Here is a 26,062-nt window from a genome sequence, read left to right as displayed (position 1 = left end):
AAATATATCAGCTATGGATTGAAACACCTTGCGCCTCGATGAATTTCTCCTGGGGAAACGCGGCAGAGCTTTTATCCATCAGCATCCATATGTGCTTTAGCTGAGGGCTGGAAAGACTAGCAAGCGCGTTAATATTCACGGCCTTTTGGCGAATGAACCGATCAGCGTTCTTCGCGCCTTCAAACAGCGCTGGCAAATCCTCATTGCTAGGTGCCACCAGTTTTTGAAAGCAGGGTAGGGTGGCTGCGATGATCAACCCCTCCGGGTCAAGGTCGACAAACGCGTACACGGGAATGTCTAGTTTTTCGAGAAGCTTCTTGCTGTACTTTTGGTTGTACATGGGGTCTCCCCGGTACAGCACCAGCGGATTGCCCTCAATCCCTTCGATCAAAGGGGTTATATGAACCTTTTCGAAATTCTCCCAGTTCTCGATCACCAGTACGCTGGCATGGATTGCGCCAAGGGATATCTGATCCCAGTGCATATCAAGGTGAGCCCCATCAGGCATGGCCAATAGCGATCCGTTAACGGAAAGCCTCTTGCCAGGCAAAGCCTTGATCGCAACACGACCCTCTTTCACCCTTGAGCTCGTCATCTTCTCGTTTGCAGAAAGGTTTGCAGCCTCATGCCGCGTGAGCCCGTCCCAGGCGTCTGTAGGCGTATTGGGGTCTATGCCGGCGATGTTGGTCAGGTAGACGCCGGTCTCATCATAGTCAGCCTCTGTGAGCCTGTATTTGCCCTTGCGTAGCTCACCCAATCCATAGGCCTCGCAAAATTCAACCAGGTTTACGCCGCCCTGAGGTGTTTCAGGGCGCTTCTGGTGCAGGCGTAGCAGTGTACGTATCAGTGACGCAGACATAGTTTGAAATCCTCGATGAAGACGTTGCCGCTGGCAGGATCCAGCTCCTGTTCAACCTCTCGCTCTACGGTCAGATCATCGAAGCCGAATAGGCTGCTTTTTGGGGAGTTGTCCAACAAGGATGCCAGACAGATCAGCGTTACTCTGCCTGCAATTTCATTTACAAGCGGATTGGATGCAAAGAACGCCTTGGCAGAAACCTCAGAGCCTGCGGTTCTCGCATGGTTCACGAGCTGATGCACCGCCTCCTCGAACGGCGTCGGCTGGATGTACACAACCTGCTCCAGATCCTCATCGTCATCGATCAGCATGCCACCCTGACGAACCTTGGTCGTAATCGAATCGGCCCGTTCAATCGAGTATGCAATAGGGATCAGTGGCTCGGCCTGTTCCTCGTTCAGCACGTCAGGGACTGGGTTGATATTAAGCCCTTCATGCCGGTAAGCCCATTCTGGGATATGAGGGTATTCCTCTGTCTCGCGTGGGTTGTATTCCGGGTGTCGATGGAAAAACATGCTGAACACGCGAATTCGCCTGGCTTTAGGCTCAATCTCCCTGACCTTGTGCATGTAACGCTCAAGGTGGGCGATGATATCCAGAAGCTTGGCGCGCCATTTATGCATGTTGTTCAAAATGTGCGAGGAGTAAACCAGTGACAACGGCTGTAGGTCGAGGCTTGATTCAAGGATGTCGATCAACGCCGGATCATTGAGGATGCCCATTGCATCCACGAGGCGCTTCATCTCTTTTAGGTAGTGCTCGTTTTGCCTGATTTTTTCGCTGTAGCTTGAGACGTTGGCGAAATTGTTATGGGCCATGGTGTCAACGTGCATAAGCATCACGTCGACCTCTTCAGCCACGTCATAAGCCGCCAGGTCGAAGTCGCTGCTATAGACCTCCTGATCTTCCAATCGACCCTCAATACCAGCTTTCAGGTATCCCTCGGCCAGCGTATACATTCTGGAGATGTGGTCGTTCAGGTTGGTCGAGCCCTTCATCGTGCGTACACGATGAACAGCCTGGTCGAGCATTTTCATCATGACTGAAGAAAGGCGCAGGCTCTCTTCACGGTTCACGTTGTTGCGCATCACGCGGATTTGCTGAAGCTGACGCAACAGGCGCGAATTTTCCTCAAGGATGTCAATGCTTCCATCGCAATAGGCTTGGGCAATCAGGTGCCTGGATGAATGCAGGTGCTCTATGTAGCTGACGATGTCCTGGTAATCGCTGTTGCTGGCGCTCATTGACTGTCCACCTTGTCATTGAACGCCTCATCTTCCTCACTGATCTGATCATGCTGCATGAGGAATTGAAGGGTGTCGTGAAAGAACTCGACCTTACCCGTGAACTGGTAAATATCCTGCTCCTTGTTGACTTCAATCAGATAGCCGTCGAGCTTGAGCTTCTTGACGACCTTTTCCAGCCTGCCGCGATCCGTATCGCCACCCACGCCCTTGCACATCAGAGCGACCTTGCGCAGCGCTTCAACCAGGTTCTGGTTCTGGCTGATAACAGCCCCCAGGCGGTTCAAATCCAGCTTTTGGCCAGGGTTGACCGAAAAGTCATTCCCGGTGGTGTCCATGACCAGCTTGAAGAAATCGACAAGCAGACGGAGATTGTTCTTAAGCTCAGCAAATAATGCTTTGGCAGCCTTCTTACCCTGGTCATCAATATCCAGGTGGCTGCAATAGAAGGCGGTTCCAGATTGAGTGGTTGACAGCTTCATGCCAACGCGAGCAAGGAACTGATTAACGTCTTCGCTGTTCGTCTTGCCGTTGTGCAGGTCGTTTCGAGTCAAAAACTCATAACCGACCGGATCACTGACCTGACAAATGAATTGGCCCGACATCAGGCGCGTTACGGTGGCTTCAAACATGGCGGTTCTCCTGAGCACTGGCAATGCGTGTGCTGACCAGTCGGCGGTCTTGATCGACGGTGTATGCGTTTTTGAACAGGCGAAGGGTATTGACGTCTGGATCAGGGAATGCGCTGACCAGCGTAATACGATTGTCTCTCAGCAGCCTCATGAGGCTTTCGATGTTGTTCTCACTGATGACCTTGAGCTCATCGAGCGCCCACAGCAGATTAACCGGCGAATCCTTTTTGATCTTGTTCCAGAACGCCACGAACAGAAGAATCAGAATCAGGTAAGACAGGCCATTTGAGGAAACGCCTTTCAGATCCTCACTTCGCTTGAATTTGCGAACATTTCCGTTCTCCGTCACCTGTCCCCGAATGCTGATCAGATGGATGAATTCAGCCGTAATGCCGTTCTTGATGTCCCACTGTTCAAGCAGCATCTCGACATCGCTGACGAATTTGCCATCGGGCAGGCGATCCTGGCCATTGATCCAATCACCACGGTTCTCGACGATAGATTTGATGGTGCCCCATGATTTGAGCTCATCGACTGCCGAGTAGATGTGAACGCTTAGATCCTGGATCTCCCGGAAGTAGTCGTTGCAGCCGCTGAGGTGATTTTGCAGGTCACGGTTGAAGCGGTTGAGCTTGTCAGAGAAGGTCTTGAGCTTGTCGTGGAAGCTGATGATGTCCTGAGTAAACAATACCGCTACCGAGCGAAGCGTATCGAATGCACTCTGGTGCGCCTGGGTGTACCAGGTTTCGAAGAACGCCATGTAGTCGCGAGCATTGTCCATCGTATGATTCTGACGATAATGCTCATAGGTCTCGAAGACGGTCGAATTCACAGTCTTTTCGAATTTACGCTTAAGCGACGAAACCATCTTGTCCAGGCCCTTGTTGTTAGCCTCAAGGGACTCAAGCACCGAGGCCATCAACTGTGAAAGGCCATCGATAGACCATGAAGGGTCTACGTGTTGATGCCGTGAAGGGAGCACGTATTGCGCCAGCCGATCTCCCATCAAGGCACCACGGGTCTTCAGGGCGGCAAGATTTTTCAGCGCATCCTCTGACTGAGTGATCGTCTCACCTAGCTCGGTCTTTCGCGCGTCATGCTTTTGCTTAAGCGCAGCCTGGGATGCGACAACTTCTTCATTGCTTTCGATCTCAAGCTCCATCAGGTTGGCCAAGCTATCTCGCTTGATGTAAACCTCACGGTGCCAGTTCACCCACTTTCCAAGCAGGGGCTTCAAGGAGTCGATGTATTCCAGCTTTTGCTCGCACTCAAGAATCTGGTCATCAAGTGCCTTCAAGGATTGCGCATCGATACCCTTTTCCTGAAGTGCCTCATTGCACTCGCGCTGGCAGTTTGCCAAATCGACCTCGCGCTGCAACTCCTTGGACTTGAACTCCCTTTCAAGTCGCGCGATTTCCTCATTGCGCTCATCCTTGGCCGTTTGCTCCTGCTTGGCATATGCCATTTTCCGAGCATTGAGATCCTGCGTTGATTTGGTTTCAAAATCTTCTTGCAACGCTTGTGCGGACTTCAGCTTTTGCTCAACGTCGTCAGCAGCGCTCTGAGCAATGTCCTTGGCATGCTTCTGGGCTTTTTGAAATTCGAACTTGGCCTTTTCCTTCGCGGCTTCAGCCTGCTGGAGCTGAGATTTGGAATTGATCGACTCACGCTTGAGCCCCGAAACCTCCTGGGACTTTTCGTTTTCAACGCGCTCAAGGCTTTTCAGCGTGGTTTCGAGCTCTTTCTGTGCGCTGACCATCTTGTCGAGCTTGCGCTGCTCGTCCTCAACCAGCTGCTGGAGGTAATGAGGATCGGACTCAGGGCAGGCATCCAGATTATCCAGGGCGAGCTCAAGCCCATAGATCCCCGTGCCCTCGAAGAATGTAGGCGATAGATCATTACGATGGAGGATGTCGGTACGGATTACCCGTGCAATATCCGTGTTCCAGTCGGGTTTGGTTTCGCGCAATGCATGAAGGAGTGAATCCTTGGCCGGGGTATTGTCCTTGATGATCTGATCGACTTTTTCGCGCTGACGCACGATTTCTTCAGCGCCCCGGCTGACTTTATCCTGTGCCGCTTCGGTTGCTTTCTTGGCCTTGGCCAGCTCCTGCTCGGCGCCAATCAGAATCTCGCGCAGCTTTTCATAAGCAACACGGGTTGTCGTCAAGGTGTCATCGGCTCTGGCTAGCAGCTGAACGATTGACTCGGGAACCTGAGGGTTGCTCAGGTTCTGTTGGCACGCACCAAGCTGTTGGAACAATGCCTGGATTTCATTCATCAACGCGCTGCGCTTGGAAAGGTACTGAGCCTGGTGCTGTTCTTCTACCGCGCGGTTATTGGCGGTAATGGCATCAAGCTTCACTTGCGAGGCTTCACGGCATTCATCGACTGCGGCCATATGCAGGCGCTGCGCAGTGCTAAAGCGCGAGATAATCTCGGCCTTGATCATTTCAAAGCGGCTTACGATAGGGGTGTGCGACGCTGTCATCGCATCTTTTCTGGCCTTCAGGCTATTGAGCTGGCCTGCCACATTTGGGCGACTGGCGTATTCAATCTGCTTGGTATGGATATCCAGTGAGTCGTATTGAGCCTTGTCTGCATCAATGGCAGCGATGTCACGTGTGTGCTGTTCAATTCGCATGACATGCTGCACGCGACGGGACTCAAGCTGCATGTGACTGTCGTTGTAGCTGCTGACTTCCTCGGCTAGCGAATGCTTGGCCTGGTCTAGCGATGCCTGGGTTTGTACCTCTTTGATCGTCATGTCATCGAGAAGCAGGGCGACCTGCTCACGGATTTCAGACAGGCTTGCAATATCGGCATCGCATAGCAGCAGTTTGTCCTTGGCTTCCTCGTACTTGTCCTGAGCCTCCATGACCTCAAGGTAGGCCTTGTACTTGCTTGGCCAGCTTTCAATGGCGCTACGCTGTGTGCCCACACGGTGACTGGTCTGGTTGTCGAAGATCGATTCAATGACAATGGACTTGAGCACATCGAAATTGCTGGTCTGGGAGAACATGCCAAAGCCGAGCCGATCCATATTGGTCAGTGGCTTGTTGTAACGGGTAAAGGCGTAATCGGCACACAGATCCTTGATCTTGTCACGGTGCTTGCGGTCAACGGTCTGAGGAACGTTGTACTGAATGACTGCGCGGTAGTCGGTGTAGGTCTCGATCTGGTGCGGACTGTGAACGATCTTGAGGTTGGTCAGGCGCTTTCTGAGGTCGCTATTGGTGATGAAGCGCTTATCCTCATCGACGAAGATCGCCTTGTCATAACCCTGGCGCACAAAACGATAGAAAACCTTGTCTCCGGTCGAATTGCTATACGCAATGACCATGCGCTTACTGCCGTCCTCAACCTGGTATTCAAAGACAATGTAGGACGTATTGTTGGGCAGGTAGTATTCAATGAACGAGGATTTGCCCTTGGAAACCAGTTGGTTGGGGTTCGTGCCATTGAACAGCAGCAGCAATTGCAAAAGTGAGGTCTTGCCTCGCCCGTTCACCCCCGTCAGCACGGCACCGCCATCGAGCTCAAAGCAGACACGGCGACCTGGAGCTAGCGAATCGATCAGGTAAGCTCTCAAGAGCTTGAATTCGCCCTGTGCGAGAGCCTGTTGCTGAGAAATAGCCACAGAGAGAGGGTCTGCTGCGCTTGGGATGGGGGTGTTAACGGCGCTTTCTTGCTGATCGTTCATGTCGAGATCCTGGATTTCTAATGATATAAAGTATAACAGAATCTGGCACTGGTGTCAATTTAAGCAATTCAGATGTCCCAATCCGTTTCACTGGGTATCAGGGGGTTTCAGGGAAGGGAGAGGCTAAGACAAGCAGGCGGATCGTTTGCGGTGATTGCTGCCCATAGGGGATGGCTGTCAGGCCTACAGATGCAGTGTTAGGAAGCTGGATCCATGTTTGACGAGAGACCCACTCACGTTCCGTCCTGGTCTGTAGTGAGGAATGCTGGCGCCTGTGCCTCTGCGCCTAAAGATTACATATCGCTTTTAGGATCCAGCCGGGTTTGGGTATCGTCGGCAGGGCCTTTCGTGCAATTGATGCCTTGCTCAATCTGTCTCATCACATTGATCAGCACATCAGCTGTCAAAAGGCTTTGATGCATTGACGCTGAGCATGATGTGCTGGTGAAGCTCTTCATCTGTTCGAGAGCCTGGGTGAACAATTGAGACAGCCTGTGAAGCGAGCGCGCGGGCTTACTGCTCGATTCAAAATGCTCAATTAGGCGCAATGCAGCCTCCCTGCCAGCGTGTGCTTGGTCTATCTTCTCACTGACGAGCTGCCTCAGCGCGTTGGTATCATCCATAGACTACCCCCTAAAAGAGCGGCCAGCTTATCGTCAATAAACGTCTATGTAAATATGCTTTTTTAGGTGACATGTCAGAATGAGACCAGCTTGACAGTTGCTGAAGAAAATGACTGAGGGTTGCCAAAAGTCGAATGGATCGATGCGTTCTGGATTTCCCCACTAACGTCATGCACTGCTAATATGAGAGAAAAAGGAAGGCTATGATCCATTTAATGCTCAACGGAAAATCAAAAAATGACGCTCTTTATAAAAGACTGAGTTACCTCGTCAAGCAAATCGCTTGCGCCATTGAAAAGGGCAGGATAGAGAAAGCCGACAAAAGTGCCGTAGAGATTTACAGATTATCCGAGACTGAAGGTCGAGAAAAGTTTAGGGCTTGCTTGATCTGGGCCTACTTTGAGAATGGAATATCAAAACTTCCACCCGAAACTAAAATCTACCTGATACAGCATTTACCCGTTTATTTAAAATCGCACTGCTCAATGATGGTTGAGTGCAGTACTACCAGCCGGATAATGATCCAGAAGATGGTAACTGATTCTGCAATTCATCTTGATGGCGAATCAGGATCACCAGGGAATCGACAGGGATTTGAGGAGCTATTTCATCGACTAATTAAACAACGCCACTTTGAGGCTGCCTTCCTTGCGTTTGACAGTATTTTAGAGTTTTCTTGTGAAAGCGGAAAACCTTATCAAGTTGCACATTTAATTGAGAAATCACTTTTTCCAATTATGAGTGATCGTGAGGTTGCCGCCTATCTTGTTAAAAATCAAAACACAATATGCAAAGCAATTTCAAACGGATTTAGTTTGTATAACCTAGAGTCGGCGCCAAAGGTTAAAATGGAAGAGGCGTTAAGACTATACGAAATAGGTGCCAAGCAACTATCAAAAGCAATCTTCTACAGCACAACCAATTACCCGGCATATCCTGAAGATATCAGTATCCTTGTGAGAGCGAGCAAATTGTTTGCCGAGATGCCACGCTCTAAATCGCTGGCGCCCTCTGCTCTTTCGGCTTTTGACAGGAAAAACTTTGTCGAAGCAAAGAAGCCGATGATGTATTACGCCTATCATTTTTTGAATACTGACTGCGATGCGCTCCCCTTCAGCCCAAAGGACACACCTGGCCCTGATTACCTGAACATCAAGCTTTCCTCTCCCTTGTTCCTATCGGGGCTGCGGGATGCAATCGACGCGTCACCTGAAGTGCTGTCGCGGATCCATGTGCTCGTGAAACGACTAGAGACGCTTGCAACAAATGAGTCAGTAAAAGCTGAGCTTGCCAGGATTCTGCCTCCTGACATCCTGGCGTCGCATCCATCCCTTAGGAGGAGCCTCATAACCCACGAGCTATCAATTTGACACCATGAATATCGACTTGTACACGCTTTGCTAGTCCCGGCCAGTCATTGATCCATCGGCTGGAGACCATTGTTTGACCGCGCTGCTTTCATGGGTAATAGGGCGAATGGCCTGCGTAAGGTCTTCGATTAACTCGCCAGCAAGCGTTTTGCATTTCCCGCATTTGGTTCCGAGGCCCGTTTGCTGCTGTATGGCATCCATGCTTTGAAAGCCTTGTGCAACAAGCCGTGCGATATCACTGTCCTTGACGCCCAGGCATATGCAAACCCACATTAGCCACCACCCTTAAATGAATATGATTCTCGATCATTTTTGGATGATGGCCTGATTGATAATCGCTGTCAATAAGAGCGGTACGATTGCAAGCGCGCCTTAAGGACTCGGCGAAGTCGCGTGACGTGAGTGTATCGAGCCTTCTTCACGCTTGATGACTGTGGATGGAGTACCGTACTCAAGAGGCCTGTCCGCATCGCTTTCAAGGGTGATGGCTGACACAACCTGCTTTGTGTCGAAAACCCGGTATTCGAGCGTATCCAGAGACGCGCCGCTTCCAAGGTTGATCGCTCCATCGTAACCCTTGCTGATGCACCAGCTAACGAACTCCGGGTCATCAAGGAGTTCCCAGGCCAGGCCATAGAGCTCGGTAAGCGATTCTGGTGCGCATCTGATCAAATCAGACAGGGTCTCAACACCATACTCTACAGAGAGCTCGTGGAAGGCATTGGTGTCTTCAACGCTGCGGCTAATGCGCAGAAACGCCTTGGTCGCCTCAGTCGTGCCCATGAGGCTTACAAGATCCGTGTAATCAACGTAGGGATCGCGTTTGGAGCTAAACACGGGATTTGTGATGGACAGGTAACAGGGCACGATACGAGGCTGGCTCAATTGTTCATTCCATGTCGATTTGACATTTGGGGTAATGGCATAGGTGTTGGCCACAGAACAGGAGCTGAACGTGATTGACGGGAGATGCGTGCTCAGCAACGCGGTATCACGATCTACTGGGCCATGTTCGCCTCGGAAAACCCTGAGTGGGTTTCCAAGGCTGTCTGACACGACGGTATTTGCAAGCAATGGGTGCTTGACGGGCTTTCTGTTCAAGGCATGCGCCGGAAAAGGCGTGACGGCATCAATCGAACGTTCGGTCAGTATCTCAAAGAGGATTGGATCAAGCGTGAAATTATCGACTGTGCCCGCGCTTTTATAGCTGACATCAATGTTTCCATTGAGAAAGTAGCCATGGGGCGCCTGTTTCCCCATCCACATCCTGGCTCTCAGGTCGATGATGAATCCATCTTCAAACTGGATCCAATAGTGGCTGATGCCGTTTTGTTCTTCGGTCGTGGAGCAAATACGCCCAGCATGAACCTCATGTTCGATATGGTTGGCGTGGAGCAGGGTTGAGATGGCGCGGGTCATGCCATCGCATTCAAGTGGGAATCCATCGAACTGCTCAAGCCACCGGTTGATCATGGCCATCGAGTCTGAAAGCGTAGCCGAAGCGAATGGGGCAGGGCTCGGCATAGGATCCTGAATCAGGTCAAGCCAGCCGTGCCGGGCAAGCAGATCAAGTATCATTGGGCTGTCGAACATGGCCTGTTCAAGTGTGAGGGCTTGCTCGGATCCGATCTCTGCAATGATCAGTGCCTGATCTGGGTTCAGGCATATACGAATTACGTCTTCACCGCTTTCAAATTCAGCTGAATCGAAGCCCTGATTGATGAGCTGGTGCCGGAACGCCGTAAAATCAGTTGTCTCGCCATCCAGCCCATAGAAAGCCTCATGGCTGGCGAACCTGTAGGTTTTGCGCGCCGGGTAGGCGACGGCGTAGATTATGGGTTCATCGCCTTCCTTCGAGGCAACCGCCATATCGGCATACTCAACCGCCGATTCAGGGAGCTCGGTTAGAAACAGGCCAAGGGCACTGTTGGCGTCTGCGCCAAAGCCAATCCGCTCATTGGTGAATGCTCGCGTCCGGGTAGCCGTTCCGTGAAACGCAATCTCGTAGTCGCCATTGGCAATGGCTGTTTTTAAATTCGTATGCATTGCTTCCCCCTATCTGTTGATTGTGGTTTACGCGCAGGCTATGTGACAAGGGCATTTTGAAGGTCAGCGGTGCCATTGAGGGAAGGCCAGGTGGTGATCAGATGGTTCAGGGGCAGCGGCCTGGCTCGCGAGTAAAGGATTATCGTGTATTGACAACTCTGTTATACCAACTATAATAAAGGCTCGAATACAGGAGAAAAGCAATGAAAACGGTAATCCGGGAAGACGGTGGCGTTCCAATCAAGATCTGGACGAACGATGTAGAAGATGCTGCGCTCGTCCAACTCAAAAATCTGTCCCGTCTGCCCTTCATTGCCAAGAACGGTGTGGCGGCGATGCCGGATGTGCATGCGGGCTTCGGCTCGACCGTTGGCAGCGTGATTGCAACCGACAAGGCCGTCATTCCGGCTGCTGTGGGTGTTGATATTGGTTGCGGCATGAACGCTGTGCGACTGAGCCTCAAGGCATCCGATCTGCCTGATAACCTCAAGGCGATCCGCAATGCCATTGAGCGAGACGTTCCGCTTGGAAAAGGCGGGGAGCACAAGAAGAATGATCTGCTAAGCGCAAATGGCAAACTGCTGCCTAAGCCATCCTCGCGTGCTTACCATGCGATCAGCGAAGGTGTGTTTGCGGGCAAAGGCTGGGACAAGGCGGCGGGTCAACTCGGCACGCTGGGTTCAGGCAACCACTTTATCGAAATTTGCCTGGATGAGAATCAGGACGTGTGGATCATGCTGCACTCAGGTTCTCGTGGGGTAGGTAACATGATCGGTAGCTACTTCATCGAGAAAGCCAAGCGCACGATGGAGCAGTATTTTATTACGCTGCCAGATGCTGATCTTGCGTATCTGCCGCAGGGGAGCGACGACTTCAACGACTATGTTGAGGCCGTTCAATGGGCTCAAGACTATGCAATGGAAAACCGTCGCCAGATGATGGAAAAGGTGGTTGCCGTTATGCGCCGGCTGGTGCCTAAGCCGTTTGAGATCACCCAGGAAGCGATCAACTGCCACCACAACTATGTGGAGCGTGAGAACCACTTCGGTCAAAACCTGTGGGTGACGCGTAAAGGCGCGATTCGGGCGCGCGAAGGCGACCTGGGCATCATTCCAGGGAGCATGGGGCAGCGTTCCTACATCGTGCGGGGCAAAGGAAACCAGCAGTCGTACTGCTCGTGCTCACATGGTGCGGGGAGAAAGATGAGCAGGGCGCAGGCGCGCCGTACCTTTACGGTTGAGGATCTGCGAGCGCAAACTCAGGGTGTCGAGTGCCGAAAGGATTCCGAGGTGCTTGATGAGATCCCAGGGGCGTACAAGGATATTGATGAGGTGATGGAAAACCAGAGTGATCTGGTCGAAGTTATCCATCAGCTCAAGCAGATTCTTTGCGTAAAGGGTGCCTGATGGGAAGCGGTGCGTGAGAAATCGCGCACCATTTTTAACGAAACGCGCGGAATTCTCCATCCATAATCTTTGATTTGGGTGGAGATGGATAGCGCAGCAAATGCTCAGGTCGGTCTATCTTGATTCTCAATGTACTCCTTCAATACCTCCAGTGGGGCGCCACCAGCAGTCAGAAGGCAATATGCTCTGCTCCACAGCACAGGATTCCAGTAGAACGTACTCATGTGATCTGCATATTCTTTGCGAATTAATCGGCTCGTTACAGTCTTCAGACTATTAATAAATTTTGATGGTTGAACAGTAGGATTGAAGCTAAGCAGAAGGTGAACATGATCCGCCTCCCCACCGAACTCAAGAAGTTGAATCTCCCATCGCTCACACATTTCGCGGACGATTTCTTCAATCCGACCAAGGATGGCTGACGTGAAGCACTTGTGTCGATACTTGGTTACTAACACCAAGTGAAATTTCATGTCGTAAACGCAGTGATAATGTGACTTCATAGATTGACACCATGTAAGCGTCTTATTACTATAACAGCTATGATCAACCGACTCCATACCAAAACCCTGAAAGTCAGGGTGCGTGACAAACATGCGAAAGTGCTTCGCGCATGGGCAGTTTCTGTCAACCAGGTGTGGAATTATTGTAACCAGATTAGCCATCGTTCGATTGTTGAAAAGAGGCGCTGGCTGTCAGGCTATGATCTTCAAAATTACACCAGGGGTGCGAGCAAAGAGCTAGGCATCAATTCAGCAACCATTCAGATGATTGGTCATGAATATGCTAATCGGCGCAATCAGTTTAAAAAACCCCGACTACAGTGGCGAAAATCAGGCGGAGATCGCCGCTCATTGGGGTGGATTCCCGTCCGCCATGACTGCATCAGTTTCAAAAATGGATGTGTCTATCACAATAAGCACTATTTGGAAGTGTGGGATAGCTTTGGCCTGAGTCAGTTCAAGTTCGGCTCAGGCAGTTTCAATGAGGACAGTCGTGGACGATGGTACTTTAATGTTACTGTTGAAGTTGAGGAGAAAATCCATCCGGGTCAAGATCGCCTGGGGATTGATCTTGGGCTGAAAACAACAGCGACCTGTAGTGATGGCAGCAAGCTTGAATCAGGGCGATTTTATCGTGATCTGGAAGACAAGCTAGCTGTGGCTCAGCGTACCGGAAAAAAGGGCAGAGCCAAGGCCATTCACGCCAAGATCGCCAATCGACGTAAAGATGCATTGCATAAATTCAGCAGTGAACTGGTAAAGCGCAGTGGCCTGATCGTCGTTGGAAATGTTTCATCAACCAAACTCGCCAAAACCAAAATGGCCAAGTCAGTGCTGGATGCTGGCTGGGGCATGTTGAAATCGATGCTGTCTTATAAATGCGAGCACGCAGGCATCGTTTTCAAGGTTGTGGATGAGCGATACACCACCCAAACCTGTTCGAGCTGTGGATCACTCCCCAGTACGAGGCCGAGAGGTATCGCAGGGCTTGGAATAAGAGAATGGACTTGTTGTGGGTGCGGTGTCACTCATGATCGCGACGTTAACGCCGCAAAGAATGTTCTCGCGCTCGGGCATGAGCGTCCAGTTGTGGGAATCCCCCACTATAACGGCAAAGCCGTTTAGTGGAGGGAGGATGTCAAAGTTTGCATTAGTCTAAATTAGTTTACTTAGATATCAGGGGAATTTTGCGCATCAATGTCTGGCAAGACCCTCATTCTTGGCCTGGCCGTTGACTTCATGCTTTCATAATTCACCCACTCTCTACCTTCTTCGTACTTTAACCAAGCCGTAGGATCACCATAGATCTCTTTAATTTTGGCATGGTCATTTACATCCCATAGGTCATAAACGACTTGCTTCTCGCAGCCGGTGAAGTGGCTAATCCATAGGTCTACAATGTATCTATTTCTGAGTAGGGCGAAGTCATGCCCCTCAGATGAAAGAATCTCACTGTGCGTGACTGATGGATTGTCATCGGTCACGAATCCGTAAAGCTCGCCTTCTTGAAGCGTCTGGATGACAAATTTCGCAGAGTTGGTGCAGATAAAAAACGACTCGCCATTGGGCAATAAGGAAATTCCCGAGAACTCTTTATCTGGATACCGTTGTGAAAACTCCGACTCACTTAATCCTGTATCGCTATCTTCAACATAGACACCAATGGTTTCTTCATCCTTGAAGCGTTCTTCCAGTGATTTTTTGAAATGAGTCATTAGGGGTAACCTATTAGCAGAATCGTTTTTTCACGCAAGTGGCTATTTTTGTTATCAAGAACCGCCGTGGCTATGCAACTTCACTAAAAGGGCTGCATTGCATCTCTTCAGGGCGACGGCGAATTCGTGGGGCTGCCTTTACAACGCTTTCGTAGTCAGGAAAGAGGCGTTTAGCAGCAATACGAAGTGTCTGATAGGGACGACCCACCTGGTTGGCAGCATCCCATGCAGGGACACCTTCCTTTCTCAGAAGGTAAAAACGCTCAGCCTCTTGCTGGGTGACCTGTTTTGCTGGTGCTGGATCATCCAGTGGTTTGTCTTTTGCCAATCGATAGCGAAGCGTATGGGGACTTATACCTTGACGCTTGGCATGGTTCTCTAGCGTGTCTTTCACGCCATTGATCTCAATGTTGCCGCCACGAATGCGTGGCTTCCATTCGATTTTCAGGATGTCCAACATTGCATCGAATTTTTCTTTTGGAACGCCAATGTGTTTAGCGGCTTTGGTTCTTGACATGCCGCTGGCATGCAGTTCCATGATTTGGGTTTTGATGTTCATTGGTTTCGCGTATTGATAATTACCTATATCAATAGGATACCGAATGTTCTTGTTTAGAATCCACCCGTTGTATTGAAAGAACGCTTATTTTTCACATGATTCTGCACAGTGCTCTCTGGCGGATCTGGTGAATAAATCACATCTGTACTGGCAGTCAGTGTTCCACTTGTCAATCCTTTACATGCTTTTTCTTCATCAGGCGAAAAACCCTCTATCTTGAATTTCAACCCAATGCTGTCCCCGGCTTTCATTAGATAATCGCAAAGAGTATGGTCGACATTATGCAGTCTGGCTACTGAACCATCCTTATTAAGCGCAATTGCTATACCATTTACCAAAATATCATTCTTGTATGGCTCGTGGCTGTCGAGTAAATGCTTGGTGGCAGTGAGAACCTTGGCGTAATTTGAGCTCGCCGAAACCATGCTCATCAATGAGGCGAACACGATGGCACATAAAACCAGCATAACGAAAATCATTTCGAAAAGCGTAAAGCCCTTTTCACTCTTCATTCTTCAATCCATCGGTTGTTATTGATTCAGAACGTGTCAGTTGATGCTGTCGCAAACGTCTGAGAAAGGGCTTTCTTAGGCATCGTATTTTCAAAGGCCGAAACCTCTATGGAATGACTGTTGCCTGTGGTGCAGACCGATAGCGAGTTCAAATTGGATCCCACAAACCCAACCTCAAGCCGCTCCTTTCTGAGCATGGAGGCCAATTGCACACATGCGTCTTCATCCACATCATGAATCGTAACGACCGCCTTATCAGATGGTGCGGTTGAGCTTAGCCTGACCCCATGAATTTCTTGATTCAGATCGGTATGCTCCGAACTGTTCAGCGAAGAGATGACTGCTTTTACGATGTTCTGATTCACGAATGCATCATTCGCACTCGAATAAAAGGACATGGAAATAATGGTTATGATGGCGATCATGCCCATGCCGAGGACAATCTCAGCAAAGGTGAAGTCGCTTTGAGGTTCAATATTGCTCGGCACTTCATTCATCACGCCTGACTCCTGGCAAAAGCTGATAGCATGGGATCATATCCGAATAGTGCAAATTGTCAACGCAGGCGCTCAACAGGGATTGACAGGTGTCAATAACACCGTTACAGTTCGCATCACCAAGAACGTTGCGTGTCTTTTCTAATGGAGTGCTCCTATGTGGTTTCGTAATCTGCTGGTTTACCGCCTGACCAACCAAATTCCTCTGGACGCCGATACGCTCGAATCGGCTCTTGCGACGAAGCCAGCTCGCGCTTGCGGAAGCCAAGAGTTGTCCACCTACGGGTTTATCGCGCCCGTTGGTCGTGGAGAGAATGCCCCACTTGTCCACGCCAGCAGCGGGTTCGTACTGATCAGTGCGCGCAAAGAGGAGCGCATTCTTCCTGGCAGCGTGGTGCGTGACGCTGTTAAAGAGAAGGTCGATCAGATCGAGCAAGATGAAGCGCGCAAGGTATACAAAAAGGAGCGTGATCAGATCAAGGACGAAATCATTCAGGAATTCCTTCCTCGTGCATTCATCCGCAAAAGCGTGACCTTCGCCGCTATCGATGCTAACCAGGGGCTCATCTACGTGGATTCGGCGAGCCCGAAGAAAGCGGAAGACCTGCTCTCGACACTGCGCGAATGCATTGGCTCTCTACCGGTGCGTCCGCTGACAGTGAAGATTGCGCCATCGGCTACCCTGACCAGCTGGGTAAAAGAGCAGAAAGCAGCTGAGGACTTCTACATCCTCGACAATGCCGTGCTGACCGATACGCATGAGGATGGTGGCAACATCTCAGCCAAACGTCAGGATCTGACCAGCGAAGAAATCCAGAACCATTTGGAAGTGGGCAAGCAGGTGACCCGTCTTGCACTGGCTTGGGAGGAAAAGCTGTCCTTCACGCTGGATGACAAGTTGATCGTCAAGGGCCTGAAATTCGAGGAGTTGCTTCAGGATCAAGCAGACCAGGATGGCGGCGACGATGCGCTGTCCCAGCTCGATGCTTCCTTCACGCTGATGATGATGACCTTCCAGAACTTCATTCCACAGCTGATTGAGGCGATGGGTGGAGAGGAGATGCCAGAGGGCATCTAAACTCTGGAGTGATGAAAAGCCGCCATGGAAACCTGGCGGCTTTTTTGTGCCTGATGATTTGATCAGTTTGAGTGTCGGATTGCTAATGATATAGACTAATTGAAAAAGGGGGAGCTTTCCATGCCAACTGGTTATCGCGTCGTTTCTTACGACATCGCCACATTAACAGCTAAAACACTGATGGAGCGAAAGCCTGTCAATCTCACACTAGGTTCAAGCCATGCCTATCCAGGCGGCTTGTTCCTGGGCACCAGCCTTGATTTTACTCAGTACTACCTGGGTGGAACGGATGACCATGATGTCATTCTGGAATTTGAATTCAAAGAAGGCGACATTCTGCGTGGGGATCTTGCACCAAACAGTGAGGTTCTGGTCAAGGAAGGTATTTTGGTTTCTGCGCGCTTTGAAAATGACGTGATGCAGCAAAAATTTGGCCATCTTCTGGAACCATCGCTTCTGTCGTCTCGAAGAGAATCGATGCGTGGGGAGCCGCTTAGTGAATCAATGGGTATTCGCAAGGTTGCCGTGATCAGGGCAATGGACGCCAACAGCAAGCATATTCATCCAATGGACTACGTATACAGGCTTGATTATGGTGCCTTCTATACCCTGGCCAAGCGAGTTCTCCAGGCGTATGAAGAGGGTAGCCCGGTCAGGCCAGGTATCGAAAAGACAATCATGATGGCCATTGAGCATGCCGTGACCACAGCCATTTATGAGGGCGAGCCTCAGGTAGTTGCTGTCGCACAGGTTTCAACCAGGGACGTCTACGAGGCCAGAAACCCAGGCGAATATTTCTATGATGGCCAAAGGCCGGCGAAGGTTGTGCCGCTGCTAACAGTTGACGGCGAATCTTCAGTCAGCCTCGCCGAAAGACCCAACCCGTTTCCGACTGAGCCTGGCGTCTAATGGGGCCGCAATGAGATCGTTATCTACCTAGCAATGTTATCCACCTGCCACTCCTGTGCACTTTCTGTTAACAGGAGATGGCGGGAGGGCTCAAAAATATTTTGCTAACATCGTTTAGCTTTAAATAATTAGGATTTAAATATGTTACTCGACACATTCAGACAAAGAAAAACACTGTTTTCGATAAGTCCAGTGTCCAACGAAAACCTGTACGATGATAGCGTTCTAGACGACCCGGCAGTAAAACATTTCATTGAATTTTTCGACTGCAATCCAAACAAGCTTGATCTTGAAAGATTAAGTATTAATATGGCTTATACCAACATGTATCCACTTGCCTTCAGGGTTCATGATATCGTTAATCAGGAAATCATTTTCAGCAGCCTGGAGCGATACGGGTTTGAGGGGCTGGAGTCTTTTATTCAACAAACGTGCGAAATGTCTTTTAAAAAATGCTATGAATCAATGGTTAACTTCCCGGTTTTGGAAATAGATGCAAACGACTACACACCCTATAATCTGGAATACTTCATTGCTTATGAAGATATCGCCAGCTCGTACTTAACATGGTATGAAGACGATGGATATTATGCTTGTTCAGATATAAAAGGCCCAATGGGTCATATTGAAAATGCTATGAAGATACTAAGAGAAAGGCATCCGAAATATATATGCGCTGATGGTGAAATTACTAAGGCACATATAGCGCTTAGACGAGGCAATGAAAAGCTGGTTCAAATACCTTTACTCTTAGGTCAATACGACATAGAAACTGGCTCTGTGAGATTAGAATTGGATTGGAGCAAGTCAGAGTTTGAAAACAAAAACGCTTCCAGCAAAGAGATTCAAACTATAATGAGTATGCTTTCACCTCATGACAGGCGCCTGGTAAGAAAGCAGGCTATTAGCACGGAGTTAGGCATTTAGCATGAACACCCTACCACTTTTGTTGCAATGCAAAATATTGTCAAGCTTCACTGATACCGCGTATGACCTGGAAGATCTGTCGCTTCTTCAGGATCCCGGTGTTCAGGCTTTCTGTCGTTTTTTTGGACATGAGCCAGAGAAGTTAAATAATCTATACGACTCACTGTATGAATATTCGATCTACCCGTTACCGCTCGATAATACTGAGCGGAGCCGAATTAATAAGTTATTCGAGGCATTGAAAGTTCATGGAATTGAAGCCCTTGATGAATTTACCAAGCAAATAAGCAGGGTTTCATTTAAGGATACATTTGAGAGATGCTCTCGGATTCCGATTTTAGACATAGCAGATGATGATCCAAACCCATACAGCATTTATACAAAAACGACTTACCAAAACAATGATAATCCAGAGCGAAGCATTGTGATGGAAACGGGTGATATATACGCGGGTTCAATTATTGAGGATGTTGTTGAAAAACTGCCAGACGTCGTAAAATTGCTTGATGCTCGCCATCGTAATACCACGATCAAGAGCGGACACCTTGCGCTTGTTGAGATTGCTTTGCGTAAAGGTGGGAATACTGTCCTTGCCTTCAATCTGTTCAACAAACTTACAAGCGATAAGGGAAAGGATTTCAAGCTTGACTGGGGTTCGGCTGTGATAGGAAAAATAACAACGCATGAATCACAAAAGATATTGAAATGTTTGGGCAGTAATGAGCGACAGCAAATCAGTAAGAAGATCATTTCTTCTGACTTTGATTTGTAATGATTAAAGATAAAAAGCCCCAAGAAATCTGGGGCTTTTTGTTTTGGAAAAATAGACGACCGTAATGTCCTCAAGAGGGGTGTTGATCAGTTCCTGTAGCGATGCAGCCATCATAACGAGCCCGTCAAGTTGATTTCAGAAAGGCTACAAAGGTTCCGTAGCTGTGTCAATAAATGCCATTCGTAATATAAAAAGGCTTTACGCTTGACATTGCTTGGTAAATCTGTATATGGCTGTGGGCTTGCTTTGCTTTAAAGTGCGGTTACGTCTACTTTTTAAAATCGGCATTATAATTCCTGTTAATCCGCTAATTTGGCTTTAACCAGCATTTTAATGCCGATTCGAGGCGACAATGACTTACCACTTGACGCAAGAAGCGCATGTTGATATATGGATTTTTTCTATGGATGGAGGGCCACATGTTCAAGGTAAACACGAGCAGCAATACCATTCAGGCGCTGGAGTCCAAGCGATTTTCTGAACTCGGGTTCTCAGAGCGCAAGCATTTGCAGGAATGGCTGGAAAACTGCCCGGAGGCTTTGGGTCGTGGTGAAGGTGATGAGCTCCTTATCATTCAAAAGGAGTTCGATGGTTTCGATGAAACCAAAGAGCGACTGGATCTGCTGGCGCTGGACAAGGAAGGGAACCTGGTCATCATCGAGAACAAGCTCGACGACTCAGGCAAGGATGTCGTGTGGCAGTCCCTCAAATATGCCAGCTATTGCGCGAACTTGAGCAAGCAGCAGATCGTCGAAATCTTCCAGCGCTATCTCAATCAAAAGGCAGCGGTATCGGGCAAGGAGCCACTGAGCGCTGAAAAGGTCATCATCGAGTTCCTTGACGCAGATGACTTTGAGTCCATTCAGCTCAATCGAATCAGGTCGCAACGCATCATGATGGTCGCAGGCCGGTATCGCCGTGAAGTCACCAATACCGTGCTGTGGCTTAGTCAGTTTGGTCTTGCGTGTCAGTGCTTCAAGGTCACGCCCTACAAGAGTGGCGATGATATCTTCATTAGCGTTGAGCAGATCATTCCAACCCCAGAATCCAAGGAATTCATGATTGGCATGGTGGCCAAGGAGTCCGAGGAACGCCACACCGATATGGAAGAGAAGACGCGGCACAGCAGGCGTATGGAATTTTGGGGTAGGGCGCTTGAGGCCTTTGGCAAAAGCGGCTGCAACCTGTTCAACAACATCAGCCCGACAAAGGATCACTGGATCAGTGCAGGCTCGGGGATCAGCTCCATGCCATACAACCTGATCTTCAGCAAAAACGAGATCCGGGTTGAATTCTCCATGCAACGCAGCGAGGCTGAGCAGAACACGCTGGCCTATCAGGCGCTCCTGTCCATGAAGGATCAGATCGAGATGGCGTTTGGCGCTGCATTGGACTGGCTACCCTTGCCAGAAAAGAAGTCATGTCGGATCCAGTACGCCAAGGCTGTAGACAGCTACGACAAGGACAACTGGGGTGCCATCAGCGCCTGGATGGTCGAGCACATGACAAGGCTTGAGGCGGCGATTAAGCCTCACATGAACCTGATTTACAGCGCGATCAAGCCTCAGCACTAAGGCATGTACCCATCACCTTTAGTGCCTCAAGGTGATGGGCTTTCGCAGACGTCACGCGCTTGTGCTGCCTTTGGGGTGAACCGCCGCTTGATCTCAATGGTGTTCACATCAAAAGGGCAGTACCACTGTATGCCTTCTCTGACGACCATCAGGCCGTCATGCCCCTCATCGATCCATTTTTCCTTGTGCCTTGTGATCGTGGATCGCCTTGCATGCTTGAGGTAATACAAGAACACCTCATAGGGAATGTGCATCGGGTTGTTCATTTCGAACTCGGCAGTCACCACCGAAGGCTTGCTCTGAACGCGTCGCCTTTCACTCGCCCGAGTGGCCCATGAAAGGGCATCTTCCTTGTCTTCTGAAAAGAAAAATCCGAACAGGGTCGTCGGGTTGTCGCAACTGATCCCTAGTTTACTTGTGTCGAATCTATCGAATTCGAAGTTTGTTCCGTGGTAAGCCCTGATCTTCATGGCAAGCTCTAATGAAAAAATCAATTATCGAATGCTGATGTTGCGTAGATTCGCAGATTCCATAAACCGGGCGCCGGTCAGCTCGTTGAGATGAAGCTTCTTGTCAATCAAGGCGGCAGATTCCCGATACGGTGTGGCATAAGCAGTGAGGGAGCTCATGAGGATTCTCCCATTGACCAGCATTTCCTTGTTAGTCAGATAGAACGCCTTCATGGCCTTGTACATTTTTGAAGGTGTATCTATGCTTGCACTGCTCATATGCTCGGCAAGCAAGTCCTCCAAATCACTGATGGTGTCATGACGTTTTACTGATACGTCATGATCGAATTCCACTTTATCGTAGTCATGCTTGTCGACGAACACATACTCAATCGCACTGTGTCTGATGTAGTAACAAGGAATGCCTTGATAAAACGATTTGTGACAACTCATCGCCCAGTCGTTTGCAAAAAAGGCCATGGTGTCGTATCCCAACATGCGAAGAACTTCATCCTTTATTCCATTATTTGTCGCAATGGTCTTGATAAAATGGCCATTGCTAATTTCCTTGTTCAATGCCACGGCGCACATTTCTGTTATATCTTCACCCAGCGCACTCACGCAGCTGGTTACGAATCGATGCATTGGGTTACCTATTGAAATATGATTGATACATTATTTTATGTGAGTAATGAGATTGACCGCCACTACATTGTGTAATCCATTGCTCGACCACTATGCGCTTTATCCTTGAGTAAGTCGGTCAGTTTAATTGTTCCTGTTTGGAGCTTGGTTTCATTGATACTAAGCGCCTTGTGAAAGAAATCCAAAGCGGCATCTTTGACTTCACCCTGACTAACCTGGCTTGTTGAAAATATTGACACAAGGTTGTTACCCGCCTCGGCATTGAGTGCAATCCGTGCGTTTTCATTTTTTGTCTGCAAACCATCCAGCATCTGCAAAACGGAAGAGTTCTGCACGTAGGATGGATGGGCTGATGCAACCAGCCTTGCCTGGTTGGCGTGGTTTTGGTTCATCAGCTCAATGTAAATGGCCTTTTCGGCTGCATTAGGCTCTGTTCCTGTTGCCTGTGCGAGAGACGATAACGCTTCTTTTGTGGGGCTATCAACCTGGACGCCGATCTGCTCCTTCATCTGGAACTCTTTGATGATATTCTTGAAACCATCGCTGTGAATGGAAAGCGTGCCATCCTTGCTGAAATGGCGAATGAACATCTCGTTGACCTGATGGTTTACAGCGTCAAATGACTGACCTTTCAATGAGCTGGCATCAAAGCCGTTGTCTACCTCAGATTTGAGAATCTGGGCCACCGCAAATGCGCTTGTATGATCCATGGACGACAGGTTGTTCAGGCGGATAGCCATCTCGAACTCAGTAAATCCTCTAAGATCTCCGGTGGTTGAGGCAGTCTGTAGTGCGCCTTGTAGGTCGGCGTAGGTTTCGAGTACCGAGATACCCATTGCGTGATAACCGCGTGCTGATTCGACAGCTGTGGTCGCTGGTGCTGCTTCAGAGCGATTGATCCAGTCAAAGTCCATTTCGCCGCTGCCATTATGAAGCGCCTTTTCAATGGCTACAGAAGGAACAGAGTAGGGGGAGATCCCTGCTGCTTGAGTGCTTTTGCTGATCGACGTGCTAGCCAGCATATCCAGGCAATGGCCATATTCATGCGCCGCTGTGACCAGACGGGTCAGCGAGCCATCCACCACGGCTCCCGTTGCCGTTGAATCAATTTGAATGATTCGATTTCCAAGATTGGCCACCATGCCAGGGTTTTCAGATACGGTACAGGCCACATCGCCTTCTGCGGTTTTCAGGTACGCCGCCATCGGCCCTTGGCTACTGAACTCAGGCATCACTCTGGAGACAGCCTCGGATTCTGGGCTCAGGAAAGTGACCTTCTCGCCTCTCATTGACTGGGTGGTGAAAGCGTAGGCATTGTCCAGTTCACCTATTTGAAGGGTGGCTGTACTGGCAGCATCTTTGACTTGCTCAGTTGCAGTGGCGGGCAACGCAATGGCTTGCGACAGAACAGTGGCCATGCACGTTAAGATAACGGCTTTCTTTAGCCAGCTATTTGGGTTATGTAATAGCGACATGGTGAATATTCTCTTATTTTATTTAAGTGTACTATTTTACGGTTAACTGCGAATAGTCCTATTACTCTCTTTTAACAATGCAAATAATCTTGTTGGTGCCTCTTCGGCGACGTATTCTGTGAGACCAGAACCTGGAAAGCAGGGTGTTCCTTCGTGAAATGGCACATCATCAATTCTGTCTCGCTAGAGAAGCCTGCATTCGGCAGTCCATGCAATGGATGCGGCCTCTGCTGCATTGAGCAGGTTTGTGCGCTAGGCGTGGAGCTTGGCGACGACCAGAACTGCAAGGCGCTCATGCCAGTGGGTGATGGCTCTTATCGATGTGGTCTTGTGGAAGATCCCTACCGATTTCTTCAGCCTGAGCGATTGCTGACCTGGCGTAAGATTGATGCACTCAGTGAAGGCAGGGGCGAACAAGCGTTAAAGGGCATGTATGCCGATATGCTGGGGGCTGGGCAAGGGTGTGACAGCGATGATGAGATCATTGATCTCGGATGATCTTCCCATGCACAAGGTCTGGCGCGAGCGGAGATATTCCAACCGCGCTAGACGCTTCCAGTCACTAGACTTTCAGGATGTGAGGTATCCACCGTTCGGCATCGAGTACCGAAATTTTGCTATCAAACTCCCTGAATGCCAGGCTTGCCGGCGCCTCTCCACACATCCACATGCACGCAATGAACTTGCTTTCGTTGATTTCATCCAGCGGGCAGTAGGCCTGATATATGCTCTTGGCGTGTGGGTAGCACCCATCCGATTGTTCGACAACGCAGTTATTGACTACGACTTCAATGTTTTGTGAAAGCCTGCCATAGATGGGTTTCTTCACGTAGTCGCCTGCTGGCTGATCCAGCGTGGTTGAAAGCCATGGCAAATGGCCGTACTGAGCTCGGAAATCAACATCGGTTTCAAGCAGGTGGGTGACCAGTGCCATGATGCCTTTATTGGACATGAACCAGCGCCATGGAGGCTCGTAGAACCTCGTTTTATGAAACCACTGCTGCCACTGTGCAAAGATCGCAGGACTGCCATCGACCATTTCTTCCCAGGGTAGCAGCAGGAAAATGTTGTCCAGGCTATGACCGCCTACTTCAAAGGGGCGCTCCAGGTTTCCGTGGTCAAAGGTAATGTCCTTGATGTCGATGAATGCTGGCGTTATCCCAGTTGCGGCATAAATGCCTTGGCATAAGGTTTCACAGGTGAACAGGTCATCGACAAATCGTGTATCACAGCCAACCGCCCAGGATCCTGTTGGGAGATTCCGTGAGGCCATTATCTGATACCACTCATTGCCCTGGTTATAGCTGTCAGTGATTGAGCGTGTATAGGCGTCTTGCATATTCACTGACTCGAACAGCATTACAGGGGTATCGGCATTGAATTCGAACATGCCCTTGATGGTGTCGTTCTTACCGTCGTATGCGAAGTCAAAGCGACCGTAGAGCCCTTCATCACCTCTTAACAGGGAGGCGCGGGCATAGGGCACGAAATGCCTGGCATACCGGTTCAGAAACTCACACTCAAAGAATCTCAGAAGCGTTTGATCCTCAAAGGCCATGGCGATGGCGCGCTTCATCCCCGCGTAGAGACCTGCGCTTACGTGTTTGGCTTCGGTGAAGGCAGCCTCGCTGATTGCGTAGAATGGCATCTCTTGCCTCATCTTGAGCTGATGCTCAAGCAGAATTGAGACGTCCTTATTGGCTGTCTCAAGCCCGTTAAGCTCAGCAGAAAATGGCGCTTCCTTTTTAACGAATTCGAGAATTTCGAAATCGATAGGGTGAAATTCAAGATCCATGCTAACCGCCTGAAGAGTAACCACCCGCACGAACAGAGCTCGTGGAAGAAAATGCTGATGACTTTGTCGAGATGACAGACGATTTAGCCCGTTGTGTCAGCGATCTACCGGCGATAGGTATATAGGCCATGGGTCTTGCACCGTTTTCGTTTTTGCGCTCTTTCTCCTTTTCAGGAGGAAACTGATCTCTTCTCAGCCCATATTGGTTGGCAGATGATGCAAAGCCGTTAGAGAAAATGTAGCCCGCCAGTAGACCAGCAGCTGCCGCTGGGAACACGACATCACTCATCATGCCATCGACTTCGGAGCGAATGATGTGCAGCTCTTTCTCTCCATTAGCATTGAAACCGTAGTACGCATCCTGAATTCTTGGGTCAAGTGCCTGCATCTCGGCGAGCTTTTCCTGTAGATCCAAAGTGTCTTTGGCAGCGAGAAGCCTGGACTCCTGGCTGATTTCCTCTTGGGTTGGCTGGTATTCTTCACAGCCAGAAAGCGCGGCGCCTGCAATGGCGATGGGTATGAGAAGGGTCTTCATGATCAAAGCCTGACAATATGTCTGTTTCAGATTCAGCGGAGCGTACCACATCACACGCATTAGGTGAAGCAGGTAAGTCCGCCTGGCTGATAGATAGAATGAAAAACTAGTCTGACAAAAGTGTTGCCGGCGCACCATAAATAAAAGCTTTAAACAATATCGAGAACAAAGATCAAGATCTTTCAACGCTTTATTTATAGTTACTTAATTTTTATTCTCCAAGCACTTTGATAG

At 49.5% G+C, this 26,062-nt stretch carries 26 protein-coding genes; 9 read left to right on the top strand and 17 right to left on the bottom strand.

The genetic code is table 11. The features are described from left to right. Nucleotides 1-7: 7 nt before the first annotated feature. The 5 genes from P5704_024890 to P5704_024870 form a co-directional block, all read right to left on the bottom strand. The gene (locus tag P5704_024890; GenBank protein WOF82036.1) at nt 8-859 is read right to left on the bottom strand and encodes a hypothetical protein; all 852 of its coding nucleotides are present in this window, start codon (nt 857-859) and stop codon (nt 8-10) included. After that, nucleotides 844-2,103 carry a hypothetical protein gene (locus P5704_024885; GenBank protein ID WOF82035.1) on the bottom strand — a complete coding sequence of 420 codons (1,260 nt, stop codon included), beginning with the start codon at nt 2,101-2,103 and terminating at the stop codon, nt 844-846. Before P5704_024885 ends, P5704_024890 begins: the two co-directional genes overlap by 16 nt. After that, complete coding sequence (locus P5704_024880) at nt 2,100-2,735, bottom strand: hypothetical protein (GenBank protein WOF82034.1); 636 nt, start codon at nt 2,733-2,735, stop codon at nt 2,100-2,102. Before P5704_024880 ends, P5704_024885 begins: the two co-directional genes overlap by 4 nt. Beyond that, nucleotides 2,728-6,438, bottom strand: coding sequence for an ATP-binding protein (locus P5704_024875; protein WOF82033.1), 3,711 nt, complete (start codon nt 6,436-6,438; stop codon nt 2,728-2,730). The genes P5704_024880 and P5704_024875 overlap by 8 nt, the downstream gene beginning before the upstream one ends. Before the next feature lie 293 nt (nt 6,439-6,731). After that, on the bottom strand, nt 6,732-7,061 hold the full coding sequence (locus P5704_024870) for a hypothetical protein (GenBank protein ID WOF82032.1): 330 nt from the start codon (nt 7,059-7,061) through the stop codon (nt 6,732-6,734). 203 nt (nt 7,062-7,264) lie between these two features. On the opposite strand from P5704_024870, the gene P5704_024865 reads away from it, so the two are divergent. Beyond that, nucleotides 7,265-8,431, top strand: a complete 1,167-nt coding sequence (locus P5704_024865; protein ID WOF82031.1) for a hypothetical protein — start codon at nt 7,265-7,267, stop codon at nt 8,429-8,431. Nucleotides 8,432-8,461: 30 nt separating this feature from the next. Here the strand turns inward: P5704_024865 and P5704_024860 are convergent, their stop codons facing one another. Next, nucleotides 8,462-8,704 (bottom strand): (2Fe-2S)-binding protein, encoded by a 243-nt coding sequence (locus tag P5704_024860; GenBank protein WOF82030.1) that lies wholly within the window; start codon nt 8,702-8,704, stop codon nt 8,462-8,464. Nucleotides 8,705-8,803: 99 nt separating this feature from the next. Further along, on the bottom strand, nt 8,804-10,477 hold the full coding sequence (locus P5704_024855; protein WOF82029.1) for a hypothetical protein: 1,674 nt from the start codon (nt 10,475-10,477) through the stop codon (nt 8,804-8,806). A gap of 203 nt (nt 10,478-10,680) precedes the next feature. On the opposite strand from P5704_024855, the gene P5704_024850 reads away from it, so the two are divergent. After that, a complete protein-coding gene (locus P5704_024850) occupies nt 10,681-11,883 on the top strand; it encodes an RtcB family protein (protein ID WOF82028.1) in 1,203 nt (400 codons plus the stop codon). A gap of 104 nt (nt 11,884-11,987) precedes the next feature. Here P5704_024850 and tnpA read toward each other — a convergent pair whose 3' ends face one another. Next, nucleotides 11,988-12,386, bottom strand: a complete 399-nt coding sequence (gene tnpA, locus P5704_024845; GenBank protein ID WOF82027.1) for an IS200/IS605 family transposase — start codon at nt 12,384-12,386, stop codon at nt 11,988-11,990. Nucleotides 12,387-12,425: 39 nt separating this feature from the next. Here tnpA and P5704_024840 point away from each other — a divergent pair, with 39 nt between their 5' ends. After that, a complete protein-coding gene (locus P5704_024840) occupies nt 12,426-13,511 on the top strand; it encodes a transposase (GenBank protein ID WOF82026.1) in 1,086 nt (361 codons plus the stop codon). Nucleotides 13,512-13,555: 44 nt separating this feature from the next. Here P5704_024840 and P5704_024835 read toward each other — a convergent pair whose 3' ends face one another. From P5704_024835 to P5704_024820, 4 genes are all read right to left on the bottom strand, one after another. Further along, a complete protein-coding gene (locus tag P5704_024835) occupies nt 13,556-14,101 on the bottom strand; it encodes a hypothetical protein (protein WOF82025.1) in 546 nt (181 codons plus the stop codon). Between the two features lie 70 nt (nt 14,102-14,171). Beyond that, nucleotides 14,172-14,660, bottom strand: coding sequence for a hypothetical protein (locus P5704_024830; protein ID WOF82024.1), 489 nt, complete (start codon nt 14,658-14,660; stop codon nt 14,172-14,174). A 53-nt stretch (nt 14,661-14,713) separates the two neighbouring features. Then, the gene (locus P5704_024825) at nt 14,714-15,172 is read right to left on the bottom strand and encodes a type II secretion system protein (protein WOF82023.1); all 459 of its coding nucleotides are present in this window, start codon (nt 15,170-15,172) and stop codon (nt 14,714-14,716) included. A gap of 26 nt (nt 15,173-15,198) precedes the next feature. Beyond that, nucleotides 15,199-15,669, bottom strand: a complete 471-nt coding sequence (locus P5704_024820) for a hypothetical protein (protein ID WOF82022.1) — start codon at nt 15,667-15,669, stop codon at nt 15,199-15,201. Nucleotides 15,670-15,826: 157 nt separating this feature from the next. On the opposite strand from P5704_024820, the gene rdgC reads away from it, so the two are divergent. The 5 genes from rdgC (at nt 15,827) to P5704_024795 (ending at nt 20,929) form a co-directional block, all read left to right on the top strand. Then, a complete protein-coding gene (gene rdgC, locus P5704_024815) occupies nt 15,827-16,747 on the top strand; it encodes a recombination-associated protein RdgC (GenBank protein WOF82021.1) in 921 nt (306 codons plus the stop codon). 120 nt (nt 16,748-16,867) lie between these two features. Beyond that, nucleotides 16,868-17,656 carry a hypothetical protein gene (locus P5704_024810; protein ID WOF82020.1) on the top strand — a complete coding sequence of 263 codons (789 nt, stop codon included), beginning with the start codon at nt 16,868-16,870 and terminating at the stop codon, nt 17,654-17,656. 192 nt (nt 17,657-17,848) lie between these two features. Further along, complete coding sequence (locus tag P5704_024805) at nt 17,849-18,583, top strand: hypothetical protein (protein WOF82019.1); 735 nt, start codon at nt 17,849-17,851, stop codon at nt 18,581-18,583. Between the two features lies 1 nt (nt 18,584). After that, nucleotides 18,585-19,355, top strand: a complete 771-nt coding sequence (locus P5704_024800; protein WOF82018.1) for a hypothetical protein — start codon at nt 18,585-18,587, stop codon at nt 19,353-19,355. Between the two features lie 419 nt (nt 19,356-19,774). Continuing rightward, on the top strand, nt 19,775-20,929 hold the full coding sequence (locus P5704_024795; protein ID WOF82017.1) for a DUF4268 domain-containing protein: 1,155 nt from the start codon (nt 19,775-19,777) through the stop codon (nt 20,927-20,929). Between the two features lie 26 nt (nt 20,930-20,955). Here the strand turns inward: P5704_024795 and P5704_024790 are convergent, their stop codons facing one another. The 3 genes from P5704_024790 to P5704_024780 all read right to left on the bottom strand — a co-directional run bounded on the left by P5704_024790 (nt 20,956) and on the right by P5704_024780 (nt 23,498). After that, on the bottom strand, nt 20,956-21,399 hold the full coding sequence (locus P5704_024790) for a hypothetical protein (GenBank protein ID WOF82016.1): 444 nt from the start codon (nt 21,397-21,399) through the stop codon (nt 20,956-20,958). Between the two features lie 24 nt (nt 21,400-21,423). Continuing rightward, nucleotides 21,424-22,023 carry a hypothetical protein gene (locus P5704_024785; GenBank protein ID WOF82015.1) on the bottom strand — a complete coding sequence of 200 codons (600 nt, stop codon included), beginning with the start codon at nt 22,021-22,023 and terminating at the stop codon, nt 21,424-21,426. A 62-nt stretch (nt 22,024-22,085) separates the two neighbouring features. After that, a complete protein-coding gene (locus P5704_024780; protein WOF82014.1) occupies nt 22,086-23,498 on the bottom strand; it encodes a hypothetical protein in 1,413 nt (470 codons plus the stop codon). Between the two features lie 153 nt (nt 23,499-23,651). Here P5704_024780 and P5704_024775 point away from each other — a divergent pair, with 153 nt between their 5' ends. Then, complete coding sequence (locus P5704_024775; GenBank protein WOF82013.1) at nt 23,652-23,996, top strand: hypothetical protein; 345 nt, start codon at nt 23,652-23,654, stop codon at nt 23,994-23,996. A gap of 64 nt (nt 23,997-24,060) precedes the next feature. Here the strand turns inward: P5704_024775 and P5704_024770 are convergent, their stop codons facing one another. Together P5704_024770 and P5704_024765 are read right to left on the bottom strand one after the other, a co-directional pair. Further along, nucleotides 24,061-25,293 carry a glutathionylspermidine synthase family protein gene (locus P5704_024770; GenBank protein ID WOF82012.1) on the bottom strand — a complete coding sequence of 411 codons (1,233 nt, stop codon included), beginning with the start codon at nt 25,291-25,293 and terminating at the stop codon, nt 24,061-24,063. A 1-nt stretch (nt 25,294) separates the two neighbouring features. Next, nucleotides 25,295-25,828 (bottom strand): hypothetical protein, encoded by a 534-nt coding sequence (locus tag P5704_024765; GenBank protein ID WOF82011.1) that lies wholly within the window; start codon nt 25,826-25,828, stop codon nt 25,295-25,297. Nucleotides 25,829-26,062: the final 234 nt, after the last annotated feature.

The organism is Pseudomonas sp. FeN3W, assembly GCA_030263805.2.
In the GTDB taxonomy this organism is placed as follows: domain Bacteria; phylum Pseudomonadota; class Gammaproteobacteria; order Pseudomonadales; family Pseudomonadaceae; genus Stutzerimonas; species Stutzerimonas stutzeri_G.
The sequence above is the reverse complement of the archived record's forward strand: the minus strand, read 5'-3'. Positions and strand labels throughout refer to the sequence as shown.